A 22,973-nucleotide genomic window follows, 5' to 3' on the forward strand; every position below is an offset into this window, starting at 1 on the left:
CGCTTAATTAAAGCGCCTTATTTTTTACCCTTGCTGCTGAACATACTCAAGCGCTGTCATCTTGTGATATGTCACATTAGGATGAAATACGTGAGTAGGATCTGGGTCAACCACTTCAATTGGCGTGCCTTGACTGCGTGCAATATCGAGTGCCATTTGGGTAATATTGACGCTAAACGAGGTGCCGATAAAGACGATTTTATCGGCATCGATCATACGCTGTTGCGCCTCAGAGATTCGATAAAGCTCAGTGTAGTATTCATCAAATAACAACACGTAAGGCTTAAATGACTCGTTGAGCTTGGGGCTTTCGTTATTGATATTGAACACCTCAAGCAAGGAGTTGTGGAGGTTGTCTTCGTTAACCTTCTCCCACGGCGCGTTAAAAGCCATCACATCGTCACCTTGATGGTGGAACAGTGTCATTTGATCTAAGCGACCATGAATAGCAATAAAGTCGGTGTTACCTGCTTTGCCATCAAGACCATCAATATTTTGCGTAATGAGATTTTTATCACTCAACCAATGATGCACTTCATTGGGACCGTGATGGCGATAGGTTGCAAAACGATGATAATACCAAGCTAAAAATTCGCGGGGGTTGTTTTCGTACATAGCACGCGTTGCCATTTCCATCGGCGTATAATTTTTGCTGCCAATGGTCCAATAACCATCTTCGCCACGAAAGGTCGGTATACCGCTAGCGGCACTCACTCCCGCCCCTGTAATATAGAGTGTATTCATAGAGATAACTTTACCTTGTAAGCAAGTGCATCGGCTGTCACTTGTTGATTATTATCCATACCACCAAGACGATACAAACTTCCTTGGTGCTCTAATAAACCTCGATGATCCATGCTCGCGGTATCGGCTTTTGGCATCACTTGCCACGTGTTTTTATCAACATCAAAGCGCCAAACATGATCACTCGCTGGCGCTGGTTTGCCATCGTATCCCATGCCATTGTAGTTATATGGGTTATCAGAGCCGCCCATCATATAAATGTCGCCATTAAAACTGGTTGCTGCCATACGGTAATGGGCAACACCTGTAGGATGCGGTACCGTACGCCAATCTATCTTTAATGGGTTATCAGCATCAATCGTACCTTTTAAACACTGTGCAACCGCAGCGAAAGAACGGCGTTTATCAGCATTCGCCTGTGTCTTAACGCCATCACACACCAATAAAGTGTTTCCACTAATTGCCGCCGCTTGGCCAAATACCGGTTGACCTAAAAATGGCGAAGCCTGTTGCCAAGTATCTGTATGCGTATCATAAACTTGTACTAAGTTAACATTGCCATCGTTATGCCAACCACTGACTAAATAGATATAACGCTGCTGGTACGAGAGCGCCACACTGTCATCCACCGGCACAGGCATATTGGCCAGTTGCGTATATGAATTAGAGAGCACATCATAGCGATATACATCGGGTGTAGAGATTTCTTGATGATCGGCGCTAACGGTATACCCACCAAATACATAGGCATGCTGACCCACACCCACTGCTGTACTCGCTAGACGACCAGTGAGGGGCAATGTACTTGGCACGGCTTTAGCCGCTTGCCACGCGTTATCGCCCACTTTAAGGACCCACACTTTGTTGTGAACATCGGTATGTGATTTGCCTGAGCTCAAGCCCATAAAGCTTAAAAAGTAGGCTTGTTCATCAATAACAACTTTGGCTACAGCGTTGTTCGCGACGGCTTCTGGTAAGGCAGGAATAGTTGCAAGTGCAATAGAAAATAGCAGGCTCATAAATTAAATAGGTAACTTAACACATCGCTTAAGAATACCATTTTATGAGCCTGAAGAAAGGCTCGCTATTAGTAAGCAATACTAATACGTTGATTTAAATGCGCTGCCGACTGTGCTTCATCAAGCATTGCTTTAGCATAATCAGTAACTGATATTTTGCTTTCGCCTTTTGCATCAGTAAAGAAGCTGTCGCCACCGACACGGTACGGGCCTTCTGACTCACCTGGGTAAATGACCGCAGCTGGTGATACAAAAGTCCAAGCTGTATCTGCTGTTGATGCTCTAAATACATCAAGTGCTTCACCTTGAGCTATGGCTTCTGCTTTGTATTCAGCAGGAAAATCTGGGCTTGATACCAGTGTTACACCAGGTGCGATTTCTAAGCTACCTGCACCGCCCACCCATAGAATGCGTGTGTTAGTACCTGCAAGCGCGTTTAATAATTGCTTTGCTGTATTTGCCACAATTTCATGGTTCCCTAAAGCACGGCCACCAATTGCCGCAATAACAACATCATTACCTGCAGCTGCAGTTGCGATATCGTCTTTAGTTAAATCAAATTCAGTCACAGTAACGTTATCTTGGGTTACTTTACTTGCGTCTCTAACTAATGCATTTACTTGATGACCACGTGCGATTGCTTCTGAAGTAATGTGGCTGCCAATCCAACCTGTTGCGCCAATAACTGCTAATTTCATGAGGAATTCTCCATTGTTTGTTTCAATGATTGCAGTTTACTTGTTCACTAATTACTGATAAATACACTATATAGATACACATTGTTTCACTTTAAGATACCAATGGATAAACTCAATTCAATTACTAGCTTTGTCGAAGTGGCCCGTACAGGCAGTTTTACTCAGGCTGCAGAGCATTTAGGTTTAAGCCGATTACAAGTTTCTAGGCATATTCAAGATATAGAAAAGTGGCTAAATTTAAGATTGTTTCATCGTACAACACGCAAAGTAAGTTTGACCCTTCAAGGCGAAGAAGCCCTTAGCTATTGCCAGCAAATATTAAATCAAGTATCTGATTTACAAAGCCGAGCGCATAGCCATAACAACGAATTAGTGGGTACTATTCGCGTTGCCTCTCCGATTGGGCTTGGCCAACATAAACTGTTTGATGCCATTAAAGAGTTTACCAAACGCCACCCACAGACGCGATTTGAACTGTTACTTTCAGATAGTTTATCGCAGCTGGTTGATGACCGCGTTGATATCGCTTTGCGTTACATCCACCAGCCTGACGAAGGTCTTATTGCCCGTAAGCTAATGTATATCGCAACCGCAGTATGTGCCTCTAACGATTATTTAGCTGCGAACCCACCGATTTTTGAGCCGAATGACTTAACTGCACATAATTGCCTTATTCATAACAAACACACTATTTGGCAATTTCAACACGACGACAACACACAAAAAGTGACCGTGAAGGGCAACATTGTTGCCAACGATATGGGCGTACTTCTAAAAGCTGCAAAACAAGGAATGGGCATTGCTCACCTACCTTGCGATCTCGCCAATGACTATTTGGCATCAGGTGAGCTTGTTAAAGTACTGCCAGAGCATACAACTATAGGCTCTCACTTATGGGCAGTGTATTTATCACGTAACTTTCAACAAAATGTGGTCAGAGCGTTCATCGACTTTTTAGCCGAGCACTGGCAACACGATATCTTATAATCTAAATCTGCTGCAAATACGTATAGGCTATAAAAAGGAGTAGTAATGCAGCATTTAGATCATGAAGTATCACGCATCATAGAGATGGCGTGGGAAGACAGAACCCCGTTTGAAGCAATAAACCAACAATTTGGTTTAAACGAAAAAAACGTTATCGCGCTAATGCGTGAGCAATTAACACCTTCGAGTTTTAAACTTTGGCGAAAACGCGCAGCGGGTAGGCAAACCAAACACTTAAAACTACGCCATCCAGATATATCCCGTGGTTACTGTAAGACCCAATATAAACATAGATAAAATTACTTTATCTTTTGAGAAAACTGGCCAACTGCATCCACCACTTTTTGAGCGCCATGTTGAATGTCGCTCATCACATTTCCTGACTCAGAGGCGAGGTTAAAACCCAGCTCAGCTTTCGTTTTTCCTAATTCGATTACTTCAACCGTATGTTTAGTCAAAGACCTATTTTGTTTTACAACATCAACAATCTCAACTGTCGAATTAGAGGTTCTTAAAGCAAGCTGCCTGACTTCATCAGCCACCACCGCAAAACCCCGACCTTGCTCACCGGCTCGAGCCGCTTCAATTGCCGCATTGAGCGCCAGTAAGTTTGTTTGATCCGCAATACTACTAATACTTTGTACGATGGCAGCAATGTGCTGCGATTGCTTATCGAGTTCAGCCATTTCAGCTGCGGCTTGTTCCATTTGTTTCGCTAAATCGTCCATTACATGAACCATTTCATCTAAAACAGTGGCACCTTGCTTTGCTGCTTTATCAGTTTCGGTGGATGTGCCGTAAGCGATGTCAGCCGCTTGCGACACAGCCATTTCTAAATTCACTTGTTCGGTGATCACAGTTGCAAACTTAACGACTTTATAAAGCACATCTTGCTCGTTAAAAACCGGATTGTAAGTCGCCTCCAACCAAATGGGTTCACCAAATTTATTCACCCGCTTAAATCGTGACGAGATAAATTGGCCTTTTTGTAATTTCTGCCAAAACTCAGCATAGCCAGTTGAATTTGCTTCGGCTGGTTCACAAAACATCCGGTGATGTTTACCTATAATTTCGTCTTTTGTATAACCGACCCCAGCGAGAAATTGCTCATTCGCTTTTAAAACATGGCCTTCTAAATCAAACTCAATAACTGCCATAGAGCGATTAATTGCTTTCACTAAGTCTTTATTTTCTCGCGATGTTTCAATTGTTCGGGTCAGCACGCTGGCATGAAGATCAAACTTTTCAAAGCCCTGCTGTTTATTTAAAATTGGATGAAAAAATGCTCTTAACCAAACATGCTGGTCCTGCGCATTTAAAAGTTGAACAGCACCGACCCAAGCTGATTTGTCTAAAATAGCTCGTTTAAAATGAAGGTAATGCTTTGCGTCTTTGGCGCTGCTAGGCACCAAGTCAAGCAGAGGTTTTCCTATTAATTGGGCTTCTGTAAAGCCGAGTTCTGCTAATACTTGCGTATTGGCAAACGTGATACGACCTTCCCTATCAAGTTCCAGCGTAAACATTCTATTATCTAATGTATCTTTCACTTGAGATACACGAAACAATTCATCTTCTAACTGAGCTATCCTTTCTTTCAATGGCTGGGTAAAAAACATAAATCATCCCACCTTAAATACTAAAATCATCACAGAGTAGCTCGATAAGGACTACTAAATCTGTACCGTTCGATGATATTAGCGTAAAAAAGTTGGACAAATAGCCGCTTTCAAGACATTAGGAAGTTTCTTGAAGCAAAATAAGAAATAATTTAATCAAATAGCATTATAAAAGCCTAACTGAGTAGGCTTTTTGTTAGTGATTCAGTTGATTTGCAAATTGTCCAACTGCATCAACCACTTGCTGCGCACCGTGTTGTATGTCTTCCATCACCTTGCCAGACTCATTTGATAAAGACACACCTTGCTCGGCTTTCACCTTGCCTTGCTCAATAACCTTTACCGTATTTTGCGTAAGTGACTGATTGTTATTTACTACTTCAACAATTTCTTCAGTGGCTTTTGAGGTTCTTGACGCAAGCTGCCTGACTTCATCAGCCACCACCGCAAAGCCTCGGCCTTGCTCACCAGCACGAGCAGCCTCAATTGCTGCGTTTAGCGCCAGTAAGTTCGTTTGCTCCGCAATACTACTAATACTTTGCACAATGGCTGCAATTTGTTGTGACTGTTTATCGAGGGCTGAAATCTCTTGGGCTGCTTGCTCCATCTGCTGAGCTAATTCATTCATCACTGTCATGGTGTTTTGTAACACCTCAGCCCCTTGTTGAGCGAGTCTATCGGTCTCAGTTGATGTGCCATACGCAATTTCCGCCGCTTGTGAAATTGCATGCTCACGATTAACTTGCTCAGTGATCACAGTGGCGAACTTCATCACTTTGTAAAGCTCACCAAAATCATTTGAAATGGGGTTGTATGAAGCTTCAAGCCACACTTCATTGCCATGACGGTCAACACGTTTAAAGCGATCAACAACAAACTCACCACGTCTTAAGCGCTGCCAAAACTTCTCATATTCCGCAGATTCAGCAAGTGCATGATCACAAAACATACGATGGTGCTTGCCAACGATCTCATCTTTTTTATAACCCATACTCTCTAAAAACGGTTCATTTGCGTTAATAACCTTGCCCTCAAGGTCAAACTCAATAACCGCCATCGAGCGATAGATTGCATTTATAGTATCACGCTGTTCACGAGAAGTAGAAATAGCATCGGTAAGCACAGTGCCGTAAATAGCAAAGTAATTAAGCTCACCTTGCTCTGTGTGTACCGGGTGAGCAATTAATCGTAGCCACTCAAGCTTGCCGTCATAGCGAGTTATTTGTAAGTGCCCTACACCATGCTGTTGATTTTCAATGGCGTTTTTTAGGTCTTTAAACTGGTCAGTATTTCGAGATTGTTCAGTAATAATATCTTGGAAGGGCGAGTCAATTAGCTGATTGTGCGAGTAGCCTAATTCATCTAAAAAGTTCTGGTTAATATAGGCCATTGTGCCATCAGCACGCAGCCTAAGCACCAACATCTCTTCATCAATACCTGAAGTGAGATCTTTTAGCGGATAAAGCTCAGCTTTTAACGCATCAATTTCAGCCTGTAAGGATTTATTAAACCACATAAAACGCCCTGATTTTTTATTAACGTGTTGTTGTTCATAAAATTGTAGAACAATTAACGCAGGGCGCTACTTTAGGATAAGCAAAAAGAATTAAGAAAGGTGATTTAACTAAGAAGCTTGGGAGGTCAATTTAACGTATTTCTCAGCCAGCTCATCTAACGTTTCACGGTGATTTGGATCTGGCTTGATGCAATCAATAGGACACACACTAACACATGTAGGATTATCATAATGCCCAACACACTCAGTGCATTTATTTGGGTCTATTTGATATATCTTCGCGCCCATATAAATAGCCTCATTCGGGCACTCAGGATCACACATATCACAGTTAATACATTTGTTATTGATGAGTAATGCCATGACACACCTTTAAGCACGATGATGGAGTATTGCCTTTAAAAGCTAATCTAGATTTCAAAAAGCAGCGAAAATTGCAGCCGCGTAATATAGATTGCTGCGAATGAAGTTTCTTTGATCTAGATCAAGTTTAAAAGTAGTTAAGATCCTTCGAGAGCGATATTTCAGTAGTAATGCAGTGAGATTATCTATCGAACCAAGCTATGTGATGAAATAAGTGAGAGGTTTTATGGTGACTAAGTGGGATTTCGGTATGGGCAGAGTCATATGAACATAATTCGTTTATGGACAAAAGTGCGATAGAGGATTTAATCGTAATGCTCCGCGATCCTGTTGTAGGCGCGAAGTGGCTAAAATTTATAAATTTTAGCCGGGTAGTGAAAATAAGTATTTAGCGGCTTGTTATGTATTTTCTTTAAAAGAATACTCTTCTATTTCACTTACAGAGCGTAGGGTAATCTCGCCATCTTTATTTTCTAAAGATGAAGAACTTAGCCTCCATACATCATCTTTTCCAAAGCCTTTTATTAAACTAAAAACATGCATTAGATCATGTTTTGTTTTAGGCTCTATATTAAACCTAAAATTCAGCCTGTCATTTACATCTCGATTTTCATCAACTAATAAAGCTATAAACTCTCGTCTATTTCGATGTTCTACAAGATGAACTTGCTTAGAATCTCTGTTAATTTCAATACTTTTGAACCAAGCATAAGAATTAAGGTTACTTAGCTCAAACTTAACAATTTTAGAATATTCATAACTGGGTGTATCGACTTTTTCTTCAGGAGGATAAGGCGCGTAGCATAAATGATTGCTCCACTCGTTAAAGCCCAAAAGAATAAGGGATTCTTCAAATTTCCTACAATCTATCGAATTTTTCTTAAAAATTGATTTAAAGCTTTTTTTATTCTTTTTGTGATTACTCTGGATGAAATCTTCCGCAGTTTTTTTTACGTCCAACAAATGGAGTTCAGCTAAGAGGTCTCGTTGCTGTACAAGCTCAACTTCATCATTTAAAAGGTAGATTTCATAGGGTTCTAAAAATAAAAATTCACCTCGATTTTCATCTTTTAATAAAAACTTAATTGCTGACTTAATTACATCTGATTCATAAACAGATGAAACAATTTCGTTAAAATAGCAAATATTTTTTATTGCTGTTTCATAACTGATAGATAGTGCTAGAGGTTCATCTAAATTCCAGATTAAAGATTTACATTCCTCAGCTTTCCCTCCTGAAAAAAGTATTTTATATAGAAGAGGGATTTCTGAATTCCATTCAGACAAACCAGTTAATACTAGTGAGTTACTATCATTAGGTTTTATATTAGATGAAAATAGATAAGAACGATTTGCCAATTGATACTCCTAAATACATAACACCCACTTGGGGCACAAATACGCAGGCTATAATACGAAAGGGAGCGAAGGGAGCCTGCGTGTTTTTGTCCCAACGAGCACTAATGATTAACCGAGGCGGTTATTTATTAACCGCCCTCTCTGCACTATCTCTCAAGGTTTTCGGAATATAGCGAATTAATTGTTCAGAACTTTGAATAGTTAAACGCTGCTTTGGGAACTCATGTAGTTGAATATTTAAGTACTCAGTTTTTGAAACTGGTTTAGCCATACGCTTGAGAAAGCCCGGAGTATTTTCTGAAAACAAACCACTTTCTAATGTAACAGCCGAGATTTCTTGCCAGGGAATAAACAGGTTTTTATGACCAAACTTAAAGGGAAAAAGCACTCTTAAATAAAGCCCCCTGTTATTTGCTGCAACCTTTAAGATTCCGTTATGTCGTATTTTACCAATATACCCACTTCCAATTCGGAAGCTTTCTTCTAAACCCCAGTCATTATTTTTTCTGTATCTTTTAGCTAAGTTTTGCCAGCCACTTTCTTTTCCTAGTCCATAACAAACTCCAAACCAACCAACTACAAAAACAACATAAAACCAGTTTGAAGTGAGAAAAGACGATAAAACTGTCTGAGAGTAGATCACATACTCTTGAACTAAAGGAGGTATTTCACCTCCACTTCCCACGTAGATGAATAGAACAAAAAACGAAAGGAAAGAAATAGTCCAAATCAATCCAATAAACTTAAAAACAATCTTCATACTTTCCTTGTGTCCTAATCAGCTTGCGTGCGGCATAATTTTTTTGTTAAGTACGTGTTTAGTACAACCTATCAAATTTCATTACTCTGTAAAACTCACCACTACTAGAGCATTTATAGTTGCTACCATTTAACCCCCCGCCTTTGACCTTTACGAGAGTTTTGTCTTCGAAATAACACGTATTCAAAGTGGACGTGAATATAGCCTCACCTCTGAAATGATTAAAACCACCATAAATGGAAGCACCATTTTCAGTCATCTGTGATATTGCAGTTACAAACTTTAATTTTCGAGACAAGTGCAGAAATCTTCCATAAGTATCAATGCGCCGATAAGGGGCTAAAAATTGTTTGCTAAATGTTGAGGAGCCAAAACAGCAAACTGTTTTTTGTACTTGTTTATTAGATTGTTGGGGCTACTTTTACCCAAATGGTGATTTAAAGCAACCACGTTTATACTCTTGAATTGTTATATCAGCACTAAAGAGACTTTAAGGCTTAATTTAGCTTCGCTTACTAACTCTTCTGAAAGAGCCAAGAATCTGAAGCTGATATTTAGTTCAATGTCTGCGTCCATTTGGTCTGTCCATAGATGCATAAGAATTTAATAGTGCGAGTTACATATTTTTCTGCTTATTCGTAATGCGAAAAGGCTACAGCAATACGCAGCGTTAATTTGTTATGCAACTTCCAACCACAAATCAATATTGAATTCCTTTAGGTGTTTTTTAATTGCACCTATTAGATTAATAATTTCTTGTTCAGGAATTACTTGGGCTTTGATATAAATATCGCTATTACCCTGACCATACTTGGATATCCATTCATCGGAGAAGATGGTATCCGTATAGCTTTGAATCTTAGTTTTCAGAAGTTGTTCGTGATACTCACAATCCCTTAGTGCACTTGACACTATAATAACCAAATCGACACCACCACCTTTTCTTTCTCCAACGATATCGATTTTATCTAAGCCCTGAATAGGGTCATCCATGTTAGATTCCTTAAGTTACGTGATATTTAAGTCTTTGTGTGGCATGCGGTTTGTGAAGCAAGAGCAAAGCAACTGGTTTTGTCAGCGCTTTTGATTTGCCTTGTTATATGCAAGTGACACAAATTTCAATATGTCATCTAACAATATTAGTATTGCAAAGCTAATTAATAAAACAATTAAGTAGTACAAATTATAAGGTGACCAACTAACAAGTAGTGTGACTTTATCACTATCTGATAAACAAGACTCTAAGATGCCATTTAAGCAGCGTTTTTGAGCTAAAATGAACTGCTCACTGCTTCTATATGACATTCCAAACATAGTACTTGTGTAGCCTAATATGCCAAACAAGAGTCCTTTCAAAATCCTTTTATACATTTTAATAGACACTCTAAACCTTCATGTTCATTTAATTTTTTAGTGTGCTCATCGCACATATTTCTGCCAATGCCACGCTCATTTATCTATCTTATATAGTTCTAACAAAGTTTCTAAGGTATTGCTATAAAAAAGAAAACCTAACAAAATACAAGTATCGTCTTTAAGCAATGACTATCTAGCTGCTCTTCGGCTCTAGCTCATTGCAGCCCTGCTTCGAGTCAGTAGGATCTGGACTAGCGCTTTCTGCTCAAGATTGCTACCGTAAATAGTCTAAGGGCGGTTGTGAGTGAACAACGAGCATATAACATAACCGCTCGATGTCAGCATTGGTTGTTTTGAAGTCATATCTGCCAATCAAATAAAGGTGTATTATTACTCTCATAATTGATTACTAATTAGAGCGTCATGCTTAAAGTTATTTGTTTGCATATGATGGAATGGAATGGAATTGGTTATTAATAGTACATTAAGATGAATGGGTACAAAGAGAGGTTAAAAACCAGGACGTTAACTCAGAACTCCAAACTTTGTTTTAAACAATACTTTCACACCAATATCGTTCCGTTACCTATCGCCCTAGGGTGATTTACTCGCGCGTTGATACTCTCTGATGAATTGTGATTTTGATGTACTCATGAGTTTCCTAGTTAGTGTTTGACCTAACACTAACTAGGATTGCGAGTTGGTAATTATCTAAAAGAGGCTAATTGAGGACATATACTTTGAATTAGAGTAGTAGCTAAATACCTTTAAGAATTTGTATAAAACAGCTAGCAGTTCCAATCCAATTTGTAATAAAAAACCCAACACTTCGATAGTATTGGGTTTATTCATTTATAACGCTCTACTTCAAGTTTGAGTTAACGGCTAAACCAAACCGCAAAACCAAATTGAGCAATAGCAAAAATGATATGCGCAACAATAATGTAGGCATAGGTCTGAAATTTATTCGGAATTAAACGCGCAAAAAAACCACCACCTAATCCAGGCATGAGTATACCTAGACCTGCGAGAGTACTTAAAATTACACCGACTATAACAGTAGGCATTACCGTTGGGTTTTCGATAAAACCAACACCATAAATAAGCAGAATAAGAGCTGCATATGCAATACCGACTAAGTAATGAAATACCCAACCAGTCGCTTTTTCAATCAAAGATGGTGCATTTTTGTTGCTCTGGTCTAAAACAAAATTACCAGATGTGATACCGATTAACCAACGTCCAACAATGCCCCAGTCAGTCGGCGGGATCTTTGTAATCGTTTTAACTAGAACACCCCAAACATCTAAAGCAATTGTTGAACCTACACCAACAATTAAACAAAAAAGTATAATATTTTCCATACATCTCCACTTTTAGGCAAAGTTATTAATAGCGAACAAATTATGGATCGATTATTCCATAATATCTAGCATTAAAATTGAATGTTGCTCTAAAATAGAAACAGTAAAGACTCAGAAATGGTAGAAATTGTTTACATTGAAATTACTGCCAATTAGAAAGTAAGAGACCAACAGCCTCTTGAAGCTGTTTTTTCTTATAACCATCTTTCGCTTTTATTGATATTCCTTTAACAAAGCTATCAATCATTAAAGCATATGCGTCTGCATTGATATCTTCTGGCAATTCACCCTTATCTATTGCACGAATTACACAACGCAAAATAGCTTCCGTCGTTTTATTTCTTACTTGATAAGTTAACTCCTCAACATCTTTATTATCATCGCAACAGTTTAAACCAGACAAAACAGCCATACAGCCTAAAGGTGAAGTTGAGGATGTTTGGACTTCGATCAGATGATTCAACATATTTTGCATAGCCTCCCTAGGCCTTACGCTGTCATTATCTAAGTAAGAGGTCACTTCACCACATGTTTGCGTATAGAGGCTTAGGCATTCTTCAAAAAGCTCTTTTTTAGAGCCAAAGGCTGCGTAAAAACTAGCTGAAGATAGATTTAATGTATCTCTAAGATCAGCTAATGAGGTGCTTTCAAAACCCTTAGCCCAAAAGATATTCATCGCAGCTTCTAATGCGATGTCTCGGTCAAATTTTCTAGGTCGACCTGTTCTAGCCATAACTACTCCTTAAAAAAACTATTATAGATTAGTCAATCCATAAGTTGTTGACAAGCATTTTTACCTCGTTTAAATTATGGATCAACCAATCCAAAACTAAACGAGAAATAATATGCCAATCGCATTATACGCTCTCGCTGCAGCATCATTTGCCATAGGAATGGCTGAGTTTGTTGTAGTGGGAATACTTCCAGCCATAGCTAATGATATGAATGTTGATATTCCAACAGCTGGTCAATTAGTTTCTTTGTATGCCTTAGGAGTTGCTGTTTCTGCGCCGCTATTAACAGCCGCTACGGGGAAAATAGAGCGACGTACTCTATCTGTTACGCTGATGATCGCTTTTGTATTAGCTAACCTTATAGCTTGGCAGGCCAACAGTTATGCAATGCTGTTATTGTCTAGAGTACTAGCAGGCGTGGTGCAAGGAGTCTTTTACTCAATGGCGACTGTTGTAGCAGCCAATTTGGTATCAAAAGATAAATCAGGTCAAGCGATCGCTCTTGTCTTTATGGGACTAACCGTTGCTTTAGTATCAGGGGTTCCATTAGGGACTTTTATATCAGATCTTTTCGGCTGGAGAGCAACCTTTTTATTTATAAGTATTCTTGGCTTGATCTCCGCTGTTGCACAATGGCTATATTTGCCAAAAAAAGTAGAGCGCCCTAGTCCTGCTAAATTACACCAACAACTAAGTATTATTTTAATACCTAGAATCTTGCTTGTTTTACTTATTACCTTATTTAGCTATGGCGGTGCATTCGTTGCTTTTACCTACCTTTCTGAAATTTTACAAAATGTGACCAAGTTTTCTGTGAGTACAGTAAGTATGGTTTTAGTGCTTTACGGCATTGCCGTAACTATTGGCAATATTTTTTGCGCGAAATTGGCAAGTAATAAAGGGCCAATTAAAACGATGGTCTCTATGTTTGCCATTTTAAGTTGTGTTTTAGCCCTTATAGAGCCTGTAGCTGCTAACCCTTATCTAATGGTGCCATTAATAATGGTATGGGGCGCTTTAGCATTTGGCAGTATACCCGTTTTACAACTTTACATTGTTCAGCAAGCAGAAAAGTACGCCCCTCAATCTGTAGATGCTGCATCAGGACTGAATATTTCTGCATTTAACGCAGGTATCGCATTAGGCGCATGGGGAGGAGGAATCGTCGTAGCAAATTATCACTTATTAGCAACTGGTACAGTCGCAGCCGTTGTTGTAGCAATAAGCATTATGTTGGTTTTGTTAAGTGGGTATTTAGATAAAACAAAGGTGGAACTATCTAAAGAACAATCAACTGCAGATATAGCATAATATAGAGGTATACATGTCAGTCAAATCAGTAACTAAAGAGAACTTTAAATCTATCGTTTCAGAGCCTGGTGTAAAATTAATTCGGTTTTGGGCTTCATGGTGTGCGCCTTGTATGATGATGGCTCCTATTTATAAAAACGCAGCAAATAAGCTTAGTGATAAAGCTTTGCTCGGAGAAGTCGATGTCATTGCCCAACCAGACCTAGCAAATTTGCACAGAATTAGGAGTATCCCTACAACTGTATTGTATAAAGATGGCAAACATATGGGGCAATTTTCAGGTGTGCTAAATGAAAGTGAGCTACTTTCGATAGTCAATCAAGCATTAAACTAAAATATTGATCAGACTACTCTCCTGAAAGACACAACCATATTCAACATGGTTGTGTCTTTTTCGTATAACTAGTTTGGGATTTTTATTTTAAAAACTTGATTTGCCAAATCGACAGCAAAACCATCCAAGCTAGTTAAAATATCATTTCCCAAAATAATGTGAGGAGTTTGATTTGTATCCGATAAGTTAAAGCGAAAAGAAACATATCCAATGTAAAAGTATTAATTCAAATTTCCCATTTATTGACAATAGCAATACTTACCTCATTATAATGTATTTCCTAAATACGTAGTTAGATAGAGCTGATGGGTAGAAGTTATTCAACAAATGATGTGCAATCGAGTGAGAGCTTTAGATATTGACAGGGATTAGTTGAAAACACTTATTCAGCACCAACTCACAATAATAATCTAAACTTTTCTGGCTTAAAGTGAGCAACTAACTCCAGACAGTGAATTGATATTTTAAAATACTCGCTAGTTTTGACCTAACTTCAAATAAAAAGAAGTAGCACGCTACTTCCCTAATTCGATAACCCTTTACTAAAGATTCGTTTTAAATTGACTGACGGCCTCAACCACTTCTTTAGCACCTTTTTGAATATCATCGATTACACTCCCTGCGCTATTAGATAACTCTAATGCATCTTTTGCTTCTACTAGGCTAGATTCAATTTGAGTTACAGCATCTTGTGTAAGTACTTTATTTTCAGTCACGACACCTATTATCTGCTCAGTAGCGGCACTCGTTCTTGATGCAAGCTGCCTTACTTCATCAGCTACAACAGAGAACCCGCGTCCTTGTTCTCCTGCTCTTGCTGCTTCTATTGCAGCATTGAGAGCAAGTAGATTAGTTTGGTCTGCAATACCTTTAATACTATCGACCAAGTCAGCTACTTTAGCTGACTGTACATCTAATTTATTGATACCTTCACTGGCTGTTTCGAGTTTCTTAGACAGGGCGTTCATCGTTGATATTGTTTGCTTTACAACTTCTAATCCGCTTTCTGCATCGGCGTCTGTTTGCTTTGAAATATCGTAAGCAATCTCTGCAGTCTGTGAGATTGCTTGCTCTCTTCTCATTTGCTCTGTAATGACAGTAGCGAACTTAGCAACTTTATATAAAACACCATTGTCGTCATGAATTGGGTTATATGAGGCTTCAAGCCATACCTCATTCCCGTGGCTATCAATCCTTTTAAAACGGTCTGAAATAAAGCGCCCTTGCTTCAACTCAGACCAAAACTGCTGGTAAGAACTCGATTCAACTTCATGTGAGTCACAAAACATACTGTGGTGCTTTCCTAAAATTTGATTTTGAGAGTACCCCATGGCTTTCAAAAAGTTATCGTTAGCATTGAGTATTATTCCATCCAGACTAAATTCAATCACAGCAGAAGAGCGACTGAGAGCAGTAAGCATATCTTCTTTCTCTCTTGATTGAGATATAGTTCTTGTCAGTTCAGCTGAGTACACGGCAAGTTCGCCATTTATTGGTTGTAAAATGCTTCTAAGCCACAGTTCACGACCTGTATTAGTTTGTAATTGTAAGGCACCGTGCCAATGGTTTAACTTATTTATTGCCGAGAGTAATTTTTGTGTGTGGGGTTTATTAATTGATTTTTTTAGGAGCAAATCATTTAGGTTTTTACCAACTAGATCATTCGCTTGAAGGTCTAGCGCTGCTGCAAATCGCTCATTTACTTCAATGATGGTGCTATTTTTATTCAGCAAAAAATACAACATCTCTTCTTTGAGCTCATGCTTTATATTTTCGTATTCAGCAGCCTGCTCTTTTAAATAAATATTTTCGGATAACAGTTTGCGATTAGTAAACCACATTAGAAATATTCCTTTGAATTATGAACTCAAGATTTGAGAGGTTCTTATCATCATACAAATATAATTAGTTATTAATAGTACATTAAGATGAATGGGTACAAAGAGAAGTTAGAAACCATGTAAGTTAACTCTAAGCTCCAAACGTAGTTTTAAACAATACTTTCACACCAAGATCGTTCCGTTACTTATTGCACTAACGTGGTTTGCTCACGCGTTGATACTCTCTGATGAACTTATATTTGGATGTACTCATGCGTTTCCAAGTTAGTGTTTGACCTAACACTAACTTGGCTTACGTGATGGTAACAAATGGTAAGTAACACGATAAGTTTCATTGCTGTGTTACGAAATACTTAAAGTGAAAATTGAGAAAGAAATGAGTAGCCTCGTTGCGTCATGAGCAAGCCCTGATAAATCCTAGTATGGGATTTCAAGGCTTATTTAAGATGACCTAACTAAACTTTACTTTTTTAAAGGCAACATACGTTTTAAGGTATTATCAGCCAAAATGTAATGATGGAATAATGCAGCTGCGGCATGCAAGCCTATTAAGTAATAACCTACTTCACCCACAGTCTCGTGTATTTCTTTGATAGTTTTAGCAAGATCTTTATTTTCACTTGCTAGAGGAGGTAGCTCTAAGCCAAAAAATGGCACTGGTTTACCAGCCATACTCAATATCAGCCAACCTGCTATTGGCATTGCAATCATGAAGACATAGAGCGCTAGGTGCACTAGTTTGGCCAATGTATTTTGCCACATTGCAGGCTCAGGTTTTATTGCAGGCGTTGAGCCTGCCAGCACACGCACCACTAACCTGATACCTACTAGAGCTAAAACAGATAAACCCAACATAAAATGCCACATTTTAAAAGCGTCGCGGGTTTCAGTGCCTTTATCAAATAACTCGCGTAATTCAATACTGCCAAACACTGTCACGATTAAAATAAACATAAGCCAGTGCAATACAATCGAGAACGAACTGTAATGAGTCGTTGTATTTTTAATCTTCATAATGCCCCTTTCGTAAAACACGTTCAGATAACTGCTAAATTTATGGATAACAGGTAGTTAGAATTAACCTATCTTGTGATCTTTCTTGTTGTAATGATCTAAGACAAAGAACAGGTATCTATAAAGGATAAATTACTTGTTCATGGGGTTACTGTATTAATTTAAACTTAAAATAAACTTAAGTTATTTGATTAAATAAGCTTTCTACTCCTTAATTGCCCTAAAGCCTCGCCATGCATTATCGATGGCAATACGCAGTTTATTGCCCTAACTGAAATGCATATTTACGAAACTCTCACCATCTACTTCTATTTGAGTTCGTAGACTTTGAAATAAAACTTTCTGAACATTACCGTGAGAATAACAATCCACTTTTCCGATTGCTACAATCTTTTTATTCCATTTTAAAGATGGGCAATAATGAGCAATACTAAACGCATCAAATTATGAGAGTTAGGGTATTCAAAATGATTAAGACAGTTACTTTTGCAATGATGCACTTCGCAATCGCTTTCACAGTAACCTACTTTTTAACAGGTAGTTTTTTAATTGGTGGCTTGGTTGCTATTGTTGAGCCAGCTGTGAACACTGTTGCGTTTTACTTCCACGAAAAAGTATGGCGTAGTCTAGAGGGTAAGGATAGCTTAAAACAAAACCCAGATGGAATAATGTTTGCCTAACGACTAACAAAAGATAAACCTAGCATTCAACGAATTACGTACTTATTCATTGGAATTCATAGCTATGGTTGTAAAACAACCTTATTCACTGTTTTCGTTAAAAAAATAAAAAATAAAATATATTCATATCTATTATTAAAATATAGTGTATAGTTTCTGCAGCTCAAATAGCGAGCTATTAATGAAAATATTTAGTACAAGTTCATCTCAGTTTCTTTTCGAATCTATTCGTCATATATGCCCTGCGACTCTTCTTCCTTCATTTCCGATTTAGTAGCTAGAAATTAAAATTTATAAATATATCGAGGTATATATGTCTAACAAGACAACTGGTTCAGTAAAGTTCTTTAACGAAACTAAAGGCTTTGGCTTTATCTCTCCAGACAATGGCAGTCAAGATGTCTTTGTTCATTTCAAATCAATTGAAGTTGATGGGTTCAAAACTTTGCGCGAAGGCCAAAAAGTAGCTTTCAATATAGAGAAAGGGACTAAAGGTCCACAAGCAAACAACGTCACACTAGGCTAAGCAGCAACTAAAGAGGTATAACTAAAATGTACCTCTTTTTTAATCACGACTATTCATTTAGTTTCTTTTCTTAATTGACAAAATCCAAAATCTCTATTTTAAATCAATAGTTACTTAAGATAGAAAAAACACGAAGAGTACCGGGAGTATAATGAAAAAGAAAATAAAAAAACCCAAACGCGCTGGTGACATTATCAACCATGATGGCATTAAGTATAAAGACATTCACTCTGTTAGACGAAAAATTGAAGACATCCTAATTGAACGTGAACGTTTAAAATTACTGGAATTATAAAAATGAAAAAATCAAGAAAACCACAGAAAAGTACAAAAAAAATAAAAAAAAGTAATTTCGAAGAAAAACTAGAACAACTTGTCAACGAATATCGAAATGAAAAAGAGTATTTAGATAATTTAGTAGAAGGCAGCATTGAGTTTAATCAGCAAAAGATAAAGTGCGACTCTCTATACGCAAAAGCAGAGAGATTTATTAATAAACAAAGTTAATCCCTATAGTTAGTACAACCTCCTACCAAAATTAAAACCCTATTAAATCAACAACAATTTAAAATATTCATAAAGTTCATTAATGCATCAAAAAAAATATGGCTCTGTTATTGAAGCCTTCCCCCCTATTCAATCAATTTCAACAAACAAACTCTGTGTAGTATTTAGAGATAGAAGCAACCTAAAACGCGTTAATTTCAAAAACTCATTAGAAAAACACGCATTTATTTCTTGGTTACTACAAATGTAACCAAGCAGTATGTAAAAAGCGAGCATATCCATATTCCCAATAAAAACACTCATAGGCTTACCTATACTGAGTTCTGTCTAGGCTAAGTTTAGTTAGTCAAACACTAGATGATGGCCACCTTTCATTAGAGCTAATACTCAAATTAGGCTTGCAATTATCAGCTTTCAGCTTACACTTGTGCGCAAAGTGAGCGACACTTGTAAGCTAAAGGCGAAAAATGAGAGCGTTATTAAATTCATTATCAAAACATTTATTGCATCATCAGTCATGGGTAGGATACTGGGAGCCGGTGGTTCAGTGCTTTAAACCCGGTTGGCGCGAAGGCTATTTTCGTGCACAAGTAAAACATGTACAGTTGTTTGCTGAACAATGCGTTGAGTTGATTATTGAGCCAGAAAAATCATGGCCAGTTCATCAAGCAGGCCAGCACATTGCGTTAACAATCCAAACAAATGGACGATTGCTTACGCGCGTGTTTACCATCGCAAGCGAACCACAATTGGCAAGGCAGCAGCGACAAATTCGTTTATTGATCCGCAGCCAAGAGTTCGGCGCATTTACATCAAAGCTAATAAATTTGAGGCCAGGGCAATGGCTTAATATTTCTGAGCCTAAAGGCCAGTTTGTTATACCAAATACTGCGCGCTCTTTAATCATGCTTGCCGGTGGCTCAGGCATTACGCCATTTATTGCCATGCTTAAATCTTTACCTGCAGATAGCAAACACACTATAACCCTGCTTTACTATGCAAAGCCGAACAGCCACTGGCTTAAAGATGAGCTTGAGCAACTAAAGCAATCACTGAGCAATTTTGATTATCACTTACTTGAGCGCAACAAAGACGGCGATGCGACGACATGGCTGACAACAAATGCACATAAACACTGGTTAGTGTGCGGCCCAGCGGCTTTGTATAAGCAAGCAGCCGCTTTAGCTAAGCAATTAGATACGCCTATCGACAGTGAGCATTTCAGTGCAGTCCCTGCTGTTTTAGCAACCTCTGATAAGCACGAATTAACACTCACTCATCAGGGCAAAACATTCACTATTGATAACCAACAAACCTTACTGACCCACTTACAAGCGAATAAGCAACCGGTGACAGTTGGCTGTGGTATGGGAATTTGCCATCAATGCCAATGCGTTAAAAAGCAAGGCATCGTACGTGATATTCGCACCGGTGAGCTCTCTGATAGCTCAGAGCAGTTAATTCAACTTTGTATATCGCAACCAGTCAGTGACGTGGAGTTATCAGCATGAAGACAACAAAAACAGTCAATTTTGAAAAATTAGCAGCTCAACTCGATAGCGTTAAAGCAGATGTAAAATCAAAACTCGGTGAGCAAGACGCAAAATACATTCGCCGCGTTATTGTTTGCCAGCGAGTGTTTGAATGGAGTGGCCGAATTCTATTAATGCTAGGCTTTATTCAGCCTGTTTTATGGCTCGTGGGTGTGCTTAGTTTAGCCACAGCAAAAATCCTCGATAACATGGAAATTGGCCACAATGTGATGCATGGCCAATACGACTGGATGAATGATAAATACATAAATTCAAAGTCTTACGAGTGGGATATAGCGTGCGATGGGGCTAGTTGGAACCGCGTTCACAACTACGAGCACCACACCTATACCAATATTATTGGTAAAGATCGCGACTTCGGTTATGGATTACTGCGCTTATCGAATGACTTTCGTTGGCGAGTAAAAAACCTATGGCAATTTGTCACTTACCTATTACTCAGTGTGCTGTTCCAATGGGGTGTGTCGTACCATGAAATGGCAGCCGAGCGAGTATTTTTTGGCAAGAAAAAAGATGACCGCGATTACAAAGTACCGCACAGCGAACTGAAAAAGCGCTTTTTTAGTAAAGGAGCACGCCAGTTAGTGAAAGACTACCTGCTCTTTCCACTCCTTGCTGGGCCTCTATTTTTGTGGGTTTTGGCGGGCAACCTAGCGGCTAATTTATTACGTAACCTGTGGACCTCAACCATTATCTTTTGCGGGCATTTTACCGGTGAAGTTGAAACATTTAACCAGCAAGACTGCGAAAATGAATCACAAGGCCAGTGGTATTACCGCCAAGCGTTGGGGTCATCAAATATCAAAGGGGGTAACCTGTTTCATGTAATGACTGGGCACTTGAGCTATCAAATAGAGCATCACTTATTCCCAGATTTACCCGCAAAACGTTACCGCGAAATTGCCCCTAAGGTGCAAGCTATCTTTAGAGAGCACGGTATTCACTACAATACCGGCGGCTTCTTTCGCCAGTACTTTTCTGTAGTAAAACGAATTGTACGCTACTCTTTTCCGTAAATAATACACGCCAGTGCATAGCGCTGGCTTTTTTATTAATAATTTTATGGCAAGGAATTAGCTTCGAGAATCAGTTCGTTAATTTCTAACTGTAATTCATCATCTGCAGCTTGTTCCGCGAAAGTTAAAGCCGTATTGGCAAAGTTTAGCGCTTGGGCCTTATTAGCTTTCTCTAGGTAGTTCTCTGCAATCGCAAAATTAATCGACGCTAAATAATCCTCTAGTTCGAGTAACATTGCTAGCTTTAGCGCTTTGAAATAATAGCTAAGTGCAACTTCTGGCTTTTGATGGGTAAAGTCAGCGAGCGCTTCCCATTGAAACGGATGATCAAGCGGTGTGCCTGCAAACTTGTCGCAGATGTCTTTTATTTTATTGTACGCCGCCCACTCTTGTTGTTTATTTGGAGCATTAACAATATCAAGCGCAAGTTGATGAATCGCCTCATAATGAGGTGGCTTTTTAATTGATTCAACCTCTCCAAATTGTGCCTTATGCATTCCCTGCCCTAAATTTAGTAAAAGTCTGGAATTTATACTATCAAAAATAATGTAGTGAAAGATCTTGTTTTATCTTTGCAAAAACGACAAAGGTGTTTTGTTATCCCTGCTGTTTTTCGCAAAAACTTTCCTCGCCATAATACCGTTATTCAATCATCCCTTTTCAGGGGTTGAAACAAGCGTTAACGGACTCATGTCTGTACTAAAGGCAATGAGAAATGCCGGTGTGAATCACATTGGCCTGCACTTTAGACGTAACGAATTCCCCATCGAATGGGCATTAAAGCACATCGGCGAACATGTTTTGCCCAAGTTCCATAATTAAGGAGTTATGATGTCACAATCAATTATGCCAAAACTGGGTTTTGGTACATTTAGATTACAAGACGAAGTTGCATATCAAAGTGTCCTAACAGCTATTGAAGAGGGCTTTAGACACATCGACACCGCGCAAATATACGGTAACGAAGAAGCTGTTGGCCGAGCGATTAAAGACAGTGGTATTGCACGTGGTGAGTTATTTATCACCACCAAAGTATGGAATGATAAGTTAAATAAAACGGACTTTATTAACAGCGTCAAAGAAAGCCTGACTAAACTCCAACTAGATTACATCGACTTATTACTTATTCATTGGCCAAGCCCTGCCAATGGCGAAAGCATGCATGAGTATTTAACCGAGTTACAATCAGCAAAAGAGCTTGGTTTAACGAAAGAAATAGGTGTTTCAAACTTTACCATTGCGCAAATGGAAGAAACCTTGCGTATTTTGCCAAAAGGCGCGTTATTTACCAATCAAGTTGAAGTTCATCCATACCTAACCAATCAAAAGGTACGTGATTTTTGTGCGCAAAACGACATTCTCGTTACTGGCTATATGCCATTTGCGGTAGGTAAAGTACTTAACGATCCAACCATCAAAGCGATTGCAGACAAACACCAAGTAAGCACTGCTGAAGTGGTCATTGCTTGGGAATTAGCGCATGACATGGTGACGATACCGTCATCGACCAAACGCGAAAATATGGCTACCAACTTAAAAGCCCTTTCGCTTAGCTTAAGCCAAGACGAGATTGATCAAATTGATGCCCTTAGCTGCGGCGACAGGCAAGCAAACCCGGATTTTGCTCCTGACTGGGATCATGATGAAGTAAAAACAACTCATGCTTGGCAATTTC

At 38.8% G+C, this 22,973-nt stretch carries 24 protein-coding genes and 2 pseudogenes; 11 read left to right on the forward strand and 15 right to left on the reverse strand.

What is annotated here, in order from left to right; translation table 11 throughout:
* Positions 1-24 precede the first annotated feature (24 nt).
* The 3 genes from C2M33_RS03035 to C2M33_RS03045 form a co-directional block, all read right to left on the reverse strand.
* Positions 25-744: an SIR2 family NAD-dependent protein deacylase gene (locus tag C2M33_RS03035; RefSeq protein WP_105173670.1), complete on the reverse strand. Its 720-nt coding sequence runs from the start codon at positions 742-744 to the stop codon at positions 25-27.
* Positions 741-1,763 carry a Kelch repeat-containing protein gene (locus C2M33_RS03040; protein ID WP_105173671.1) on the reverse strand — a complete coding sequence of 341 codons (1,023 nt, stop codon included), beginning with the start codon at positions 1,761-1,763 and terminating at the stop codon, positions 741-743. Before C2M33_RS03040 ends, C2M33_RS03035 begins: the two co-directional genes overlap by 4 nt.
* Before the next feature lie 68 nt (positions 1,764-1,831).
* A complete protein-coding gene (locus C2M33_RS03045; protein ID WP_105173672.1) occupies positions 1,832-2,461 on the reverse strand; it encodes an NAD(P)-dependent oxidoreductase in 630 nt (209 codons plus the stop codon).
* Between the two features lie 102 nt (positions 2,462-2,563).
* Here C2M33_RS03045 and C2M33_RS03050 point away from each other — a divergent pair, with 102 nt between their 5' ends.
* Entirely contained in the window at positions 2,564-3,448 is an 885-nt protein-coding gene (locus C2M33_RS03050) for a LysR family transcriptional regulator (protein WP_105173673.1), read from the forward strand.
* Positions 3,449-3,493: 45 nt separating this feature from the next.
* A complete protein-coding gene (locus C2M33_RS03055) occupies positions 3,494-3,745 on the forward strand; it encodes a TIGR03643 family protein (protein ID WP_105173674.1) in 252 nt (83 codons plus the stop codon).
* A 2-nt stretch (positions 3,746-3,747) separates the two neighbouring features.
* On the opposite strand, the gene C2M33_RS03060 is transcribed toward C2M33_RS03055, so the two are convergent.
* The 9 genes and pseudogenes from C2M33_RS03060 to C2M33_RS03100 all read right to left on the reverse strand — a co-directional run bounded on the left by C2M33_RS03060 (position 3,748) and on the right by C2M33_RS03100 (position 12,515).
* Positions 3,748-5,064 (reverse strand): methyl-accepting chemotaxis protein, encoded by a 1,317-nt coding sequence (locus C2M33_RS03060; RefSeq protein ID WP_105173675.1) that lies wholly within the window; start codon positions 5,062-5,064, stop codon positions 3,748-3,750.
* Positions 5,065-5,260: 196 nt separating this feature from the next.
* Positions 5,261-5,701, reverse strand: coding sequence for a methyl-accepting chemotaxis protein (locus C2M33_RS21245; RefSeq protein WP_370626065.1), 441 nt, complete (start codon positions 5,699-5,701; stop codon positions 5,261-5,263).
* A gap of 99 nt (positions 5,702-5,800) precedes the next feature.
* Positions 5,801-6,580: pseudogene (locus C2M33_RS21250) on the reverse strand (PAS domain-containing protein); the annotation flags it as partial.
* Positions 6,581-6,688: 108 nt separating this feature from the next.
* Positions 6,689-6,943, reverse strand: a complete 255-nt coding sequence (locus C2M33_RS03070; RefSeq protein ID WP_054562570.1) for a YfhL family 4Fe-4S dicluster ferredoxin — start codon at positions 6,941-6,943, stop codon at positions 6,689-6,691.
* 399 nt (positions 6,944-7,342) lie between these two features.
* Complete coding sequence (locus tag C2M33_RS03075) at positions 7,343-8,302, reverse strand: DUF7822 domain-containing protein (RefSeq protein WP_105173676.1); 960 nt, start codon at positions 8,300-8,302, stop codon at positions 7,343-7,345.
* 121 nt (positions 8,303-8,423) lie between these two features.
* Positions 8,424-9,062, reverse strand: coding sequence for a hypothetical protein (locus C2M33_RS03080; protein WP_105173677.1), 639 nt, complete (start codon positions 9,060-9,062; stop codon positions 8,424-8,426).
* A 678-nt stretch (positions 9,063-9,740) separates the two neighbouring features.
* Positions 9,741-10,055, reverse strand: coding sequence for a DUF6572 domain-containing protein (locus C2M33_RS03085; RefSeq protein ID WP_063704278.1), 315 nt, complete (start codon positions 10,053-10,055; stop codon positions 9,741-9,743).
* Positions 10,056-11,296: 1,241 nt separating this feature from the next.
* Entirely contained in the window at positions 11,297-11,782 is a 486-nt protein-coding gene (locus tag C2M33_RS03095; protein WP_105173679.1) for a DUF2938 family protein, read from the reverse strand.
* Between the two features lie 142 nt (positions 11,783-11,924).
* A complete protein-coding gene (locus tag C2M33_RS03100; RefSeq protein ID WP_063704271.1) occupies positions 11,925-12,515 on the reverse strand; it encodes a TetR/AcrR family transcriptional regulator in 591 nt (196 codons plus the stop codon).
* Between the two features lie 112 nt (positions 12,516-12,627).
* Between C2M33_RS03100 and C2M33_RS03105 the strand changes: the two genes are divergently transcribed.
* Positions 12,628-13,827, forward strand: coding sequence for an MFS transporter (locus C2M33_RS03105; RefSeq protein ID WP_063704269.1), 1,200 nt, complete (start codon positions 12,628-12,630; stop codon positions 13,825-13,827).
* 13 nt (positions 13,828-13,840) lie between these two features.
* Complete coding sequence (locus C2M33_RS03110; protein ID WP_063704267.1) at positions 13,841-14,161, forward strand: thioredoxin family protein; 321 nt, start codon at positions 13,841-13,843, stop codon at positions 14,159-14,161.
* 542 nt (positions 14,162-14,703) lie between these two features.
* Here C2M33_RS03110 and C2M33_RS03115 read toward each other — a convergent pair.
* Together C2M33_RS03115 and C2M33_RS03120 are read right to left on the reverse strand one after the other, a co-directional pair.
* Positions 14,704-16,002, reverse strand: coding sequence for a PAS domain-containing methyl-accepting chemotaxis protein (locus tag C2M33_RS03115; protein WP_105173680.1), 1,299 nt, complete (start codon positions 16,000-16,002; stop codon positions 14,704-14,706).
* 462 nt (positions 16,003-16,464) lie between these two features.
* On the reverse strand, positions 16,465-17,016 hold the full coding sequence (locus tag C2M33_RS03120; RefSeq protein WP_063704263.1) for a cytochrome b: 552 nt from the start codon (positions 17,014-17,016) through the stop codon (positions 16,465-16,467).
* 467 nt (positions 17,017-17,483) lie between these two features.
* Here C2M33_RS03120 and C2M33_RS03125 point away from each other — a divergent pair, with 467 nt between their 5' ends.
* The 6 genes from C2M33_RS03125 to C2M33_RS03145 all read left to right on the forward strand — a co-directional run bounded on the left by C2M33_RS03125 (position 17,484) and on the right by C2M33_RS03145 (position 21,298).
* Positions 17,484-17,696 carry a DUF2061 domain-containing protein gene (locus tag C2M33_RS03125; protein ID WP_063704260.1) on the forward strand — a complete coding sequence of 71 codons (213 nt, stop codon included), beginning with the start codon at positions 17,484-17,486 and terminating at the stop codon, positions 17,694-17,696.
* A 313-nt stretch (positions 17,697-18,009) separates the two neighbouring features.
* Positions 18,010-18,222, forward strand: coding sequence for a cold-shock protein (locus C2M33_RS03130; protein ID WP_063704258.1), 213 nt, complete (start codon positions 18,010-18,012; stop codon positions 18,220-18,222).
* A gap of 151 nt (positions 18,223-18,373) precedes the next feature.
* Entirely contained in the window at positions 18,374-18,517 is a 144-nt protein-coding gene (locus tag C2M33_RS21080; RefSeq protein ID WP_158685552.1) for a hypothetical protein, read from the forward strand.
* A 2-nt stretch (positions 18,518-18,519) separates the two neighbouring features.
* Positions 18,520-18,729, forward strand: a complete 210-nt coding sequence (locus C2M33_RS03135; protein WP_105173681.1) for a hypothetical protein — start codon at positions 18,520-18,522, stop codon at positions 18,727-18,729.
* Positions 18,730-19,196: 467 nt separating this feature from the next.
* Complete coding sequence (locus C2M33_RS03140) at positions 19,197-20,240, forward strand: flavin reductase family protein (RefSeq protein WP_105173682.1); 1,044 nt, start codon at positions 19,197-19,199, stop codon at positions 20,238-20,240.
* Positions 20,237-21,298 (forward strand): fatty acid desaturase family protein, encoded by a 1,062-nt coding sequence (locus C2M33_RS03145; protein ID WP_063704252.1) that lies wholly within the window; start codon positions 20,237-20,239, stop codon positions 21,296-21,298. The genes C2M33_RS03140 and C2M33_RS03145 overlap by 4 nt, the downstream gene beginning before the upstream one ends.
* 44 nt (positions 21,299-21,342) lie before the next feature.
* Here the strand turns inward: C2M33_RS03145 and C2M33_RS03150 are convergent, their stop codons facing one another.
* The gene (locus tag C2M33_RS03150) at positions 21,343-21,795 is read right to left on the reverse strand and encodes a Replicative DNA helicase (RefSeq protein ID WP_105173683.1); all 453 of its coding nucleotides are present in this window, start codon (positions 21,793-21,795) and stop codon (positions 21,343-21,345) included.
* A 331-nt stretch (positions 21,796-22,126) separates the two neighbouring features.
* Between C2M33_RS03150 and dkgB the strand changes: the two are divergent.
* Positions 22,127-22,936 (forward strand): annotated as a pseudogene (gene dkgB / locus C2M33_RS21255) (2,5-didehydrogluconate reductase DkgB); the annotation flags it as partial.
* Between the last annotated feature and the right edge of the window lie 37 nt (positions 22,937-22,973).

Source organism: Pseudoalteromonas sp. T1lg122 (genome assembly GCF_002964825.1).
Classification (GTDB): domain Bacteria; phylum Pseudomonadota; class Gammaproteobacteria; order Enterobacterales; family Alteromonadaceae; genus Pseudoalteromonas; species Pseudoalteromonas gelatinilytica.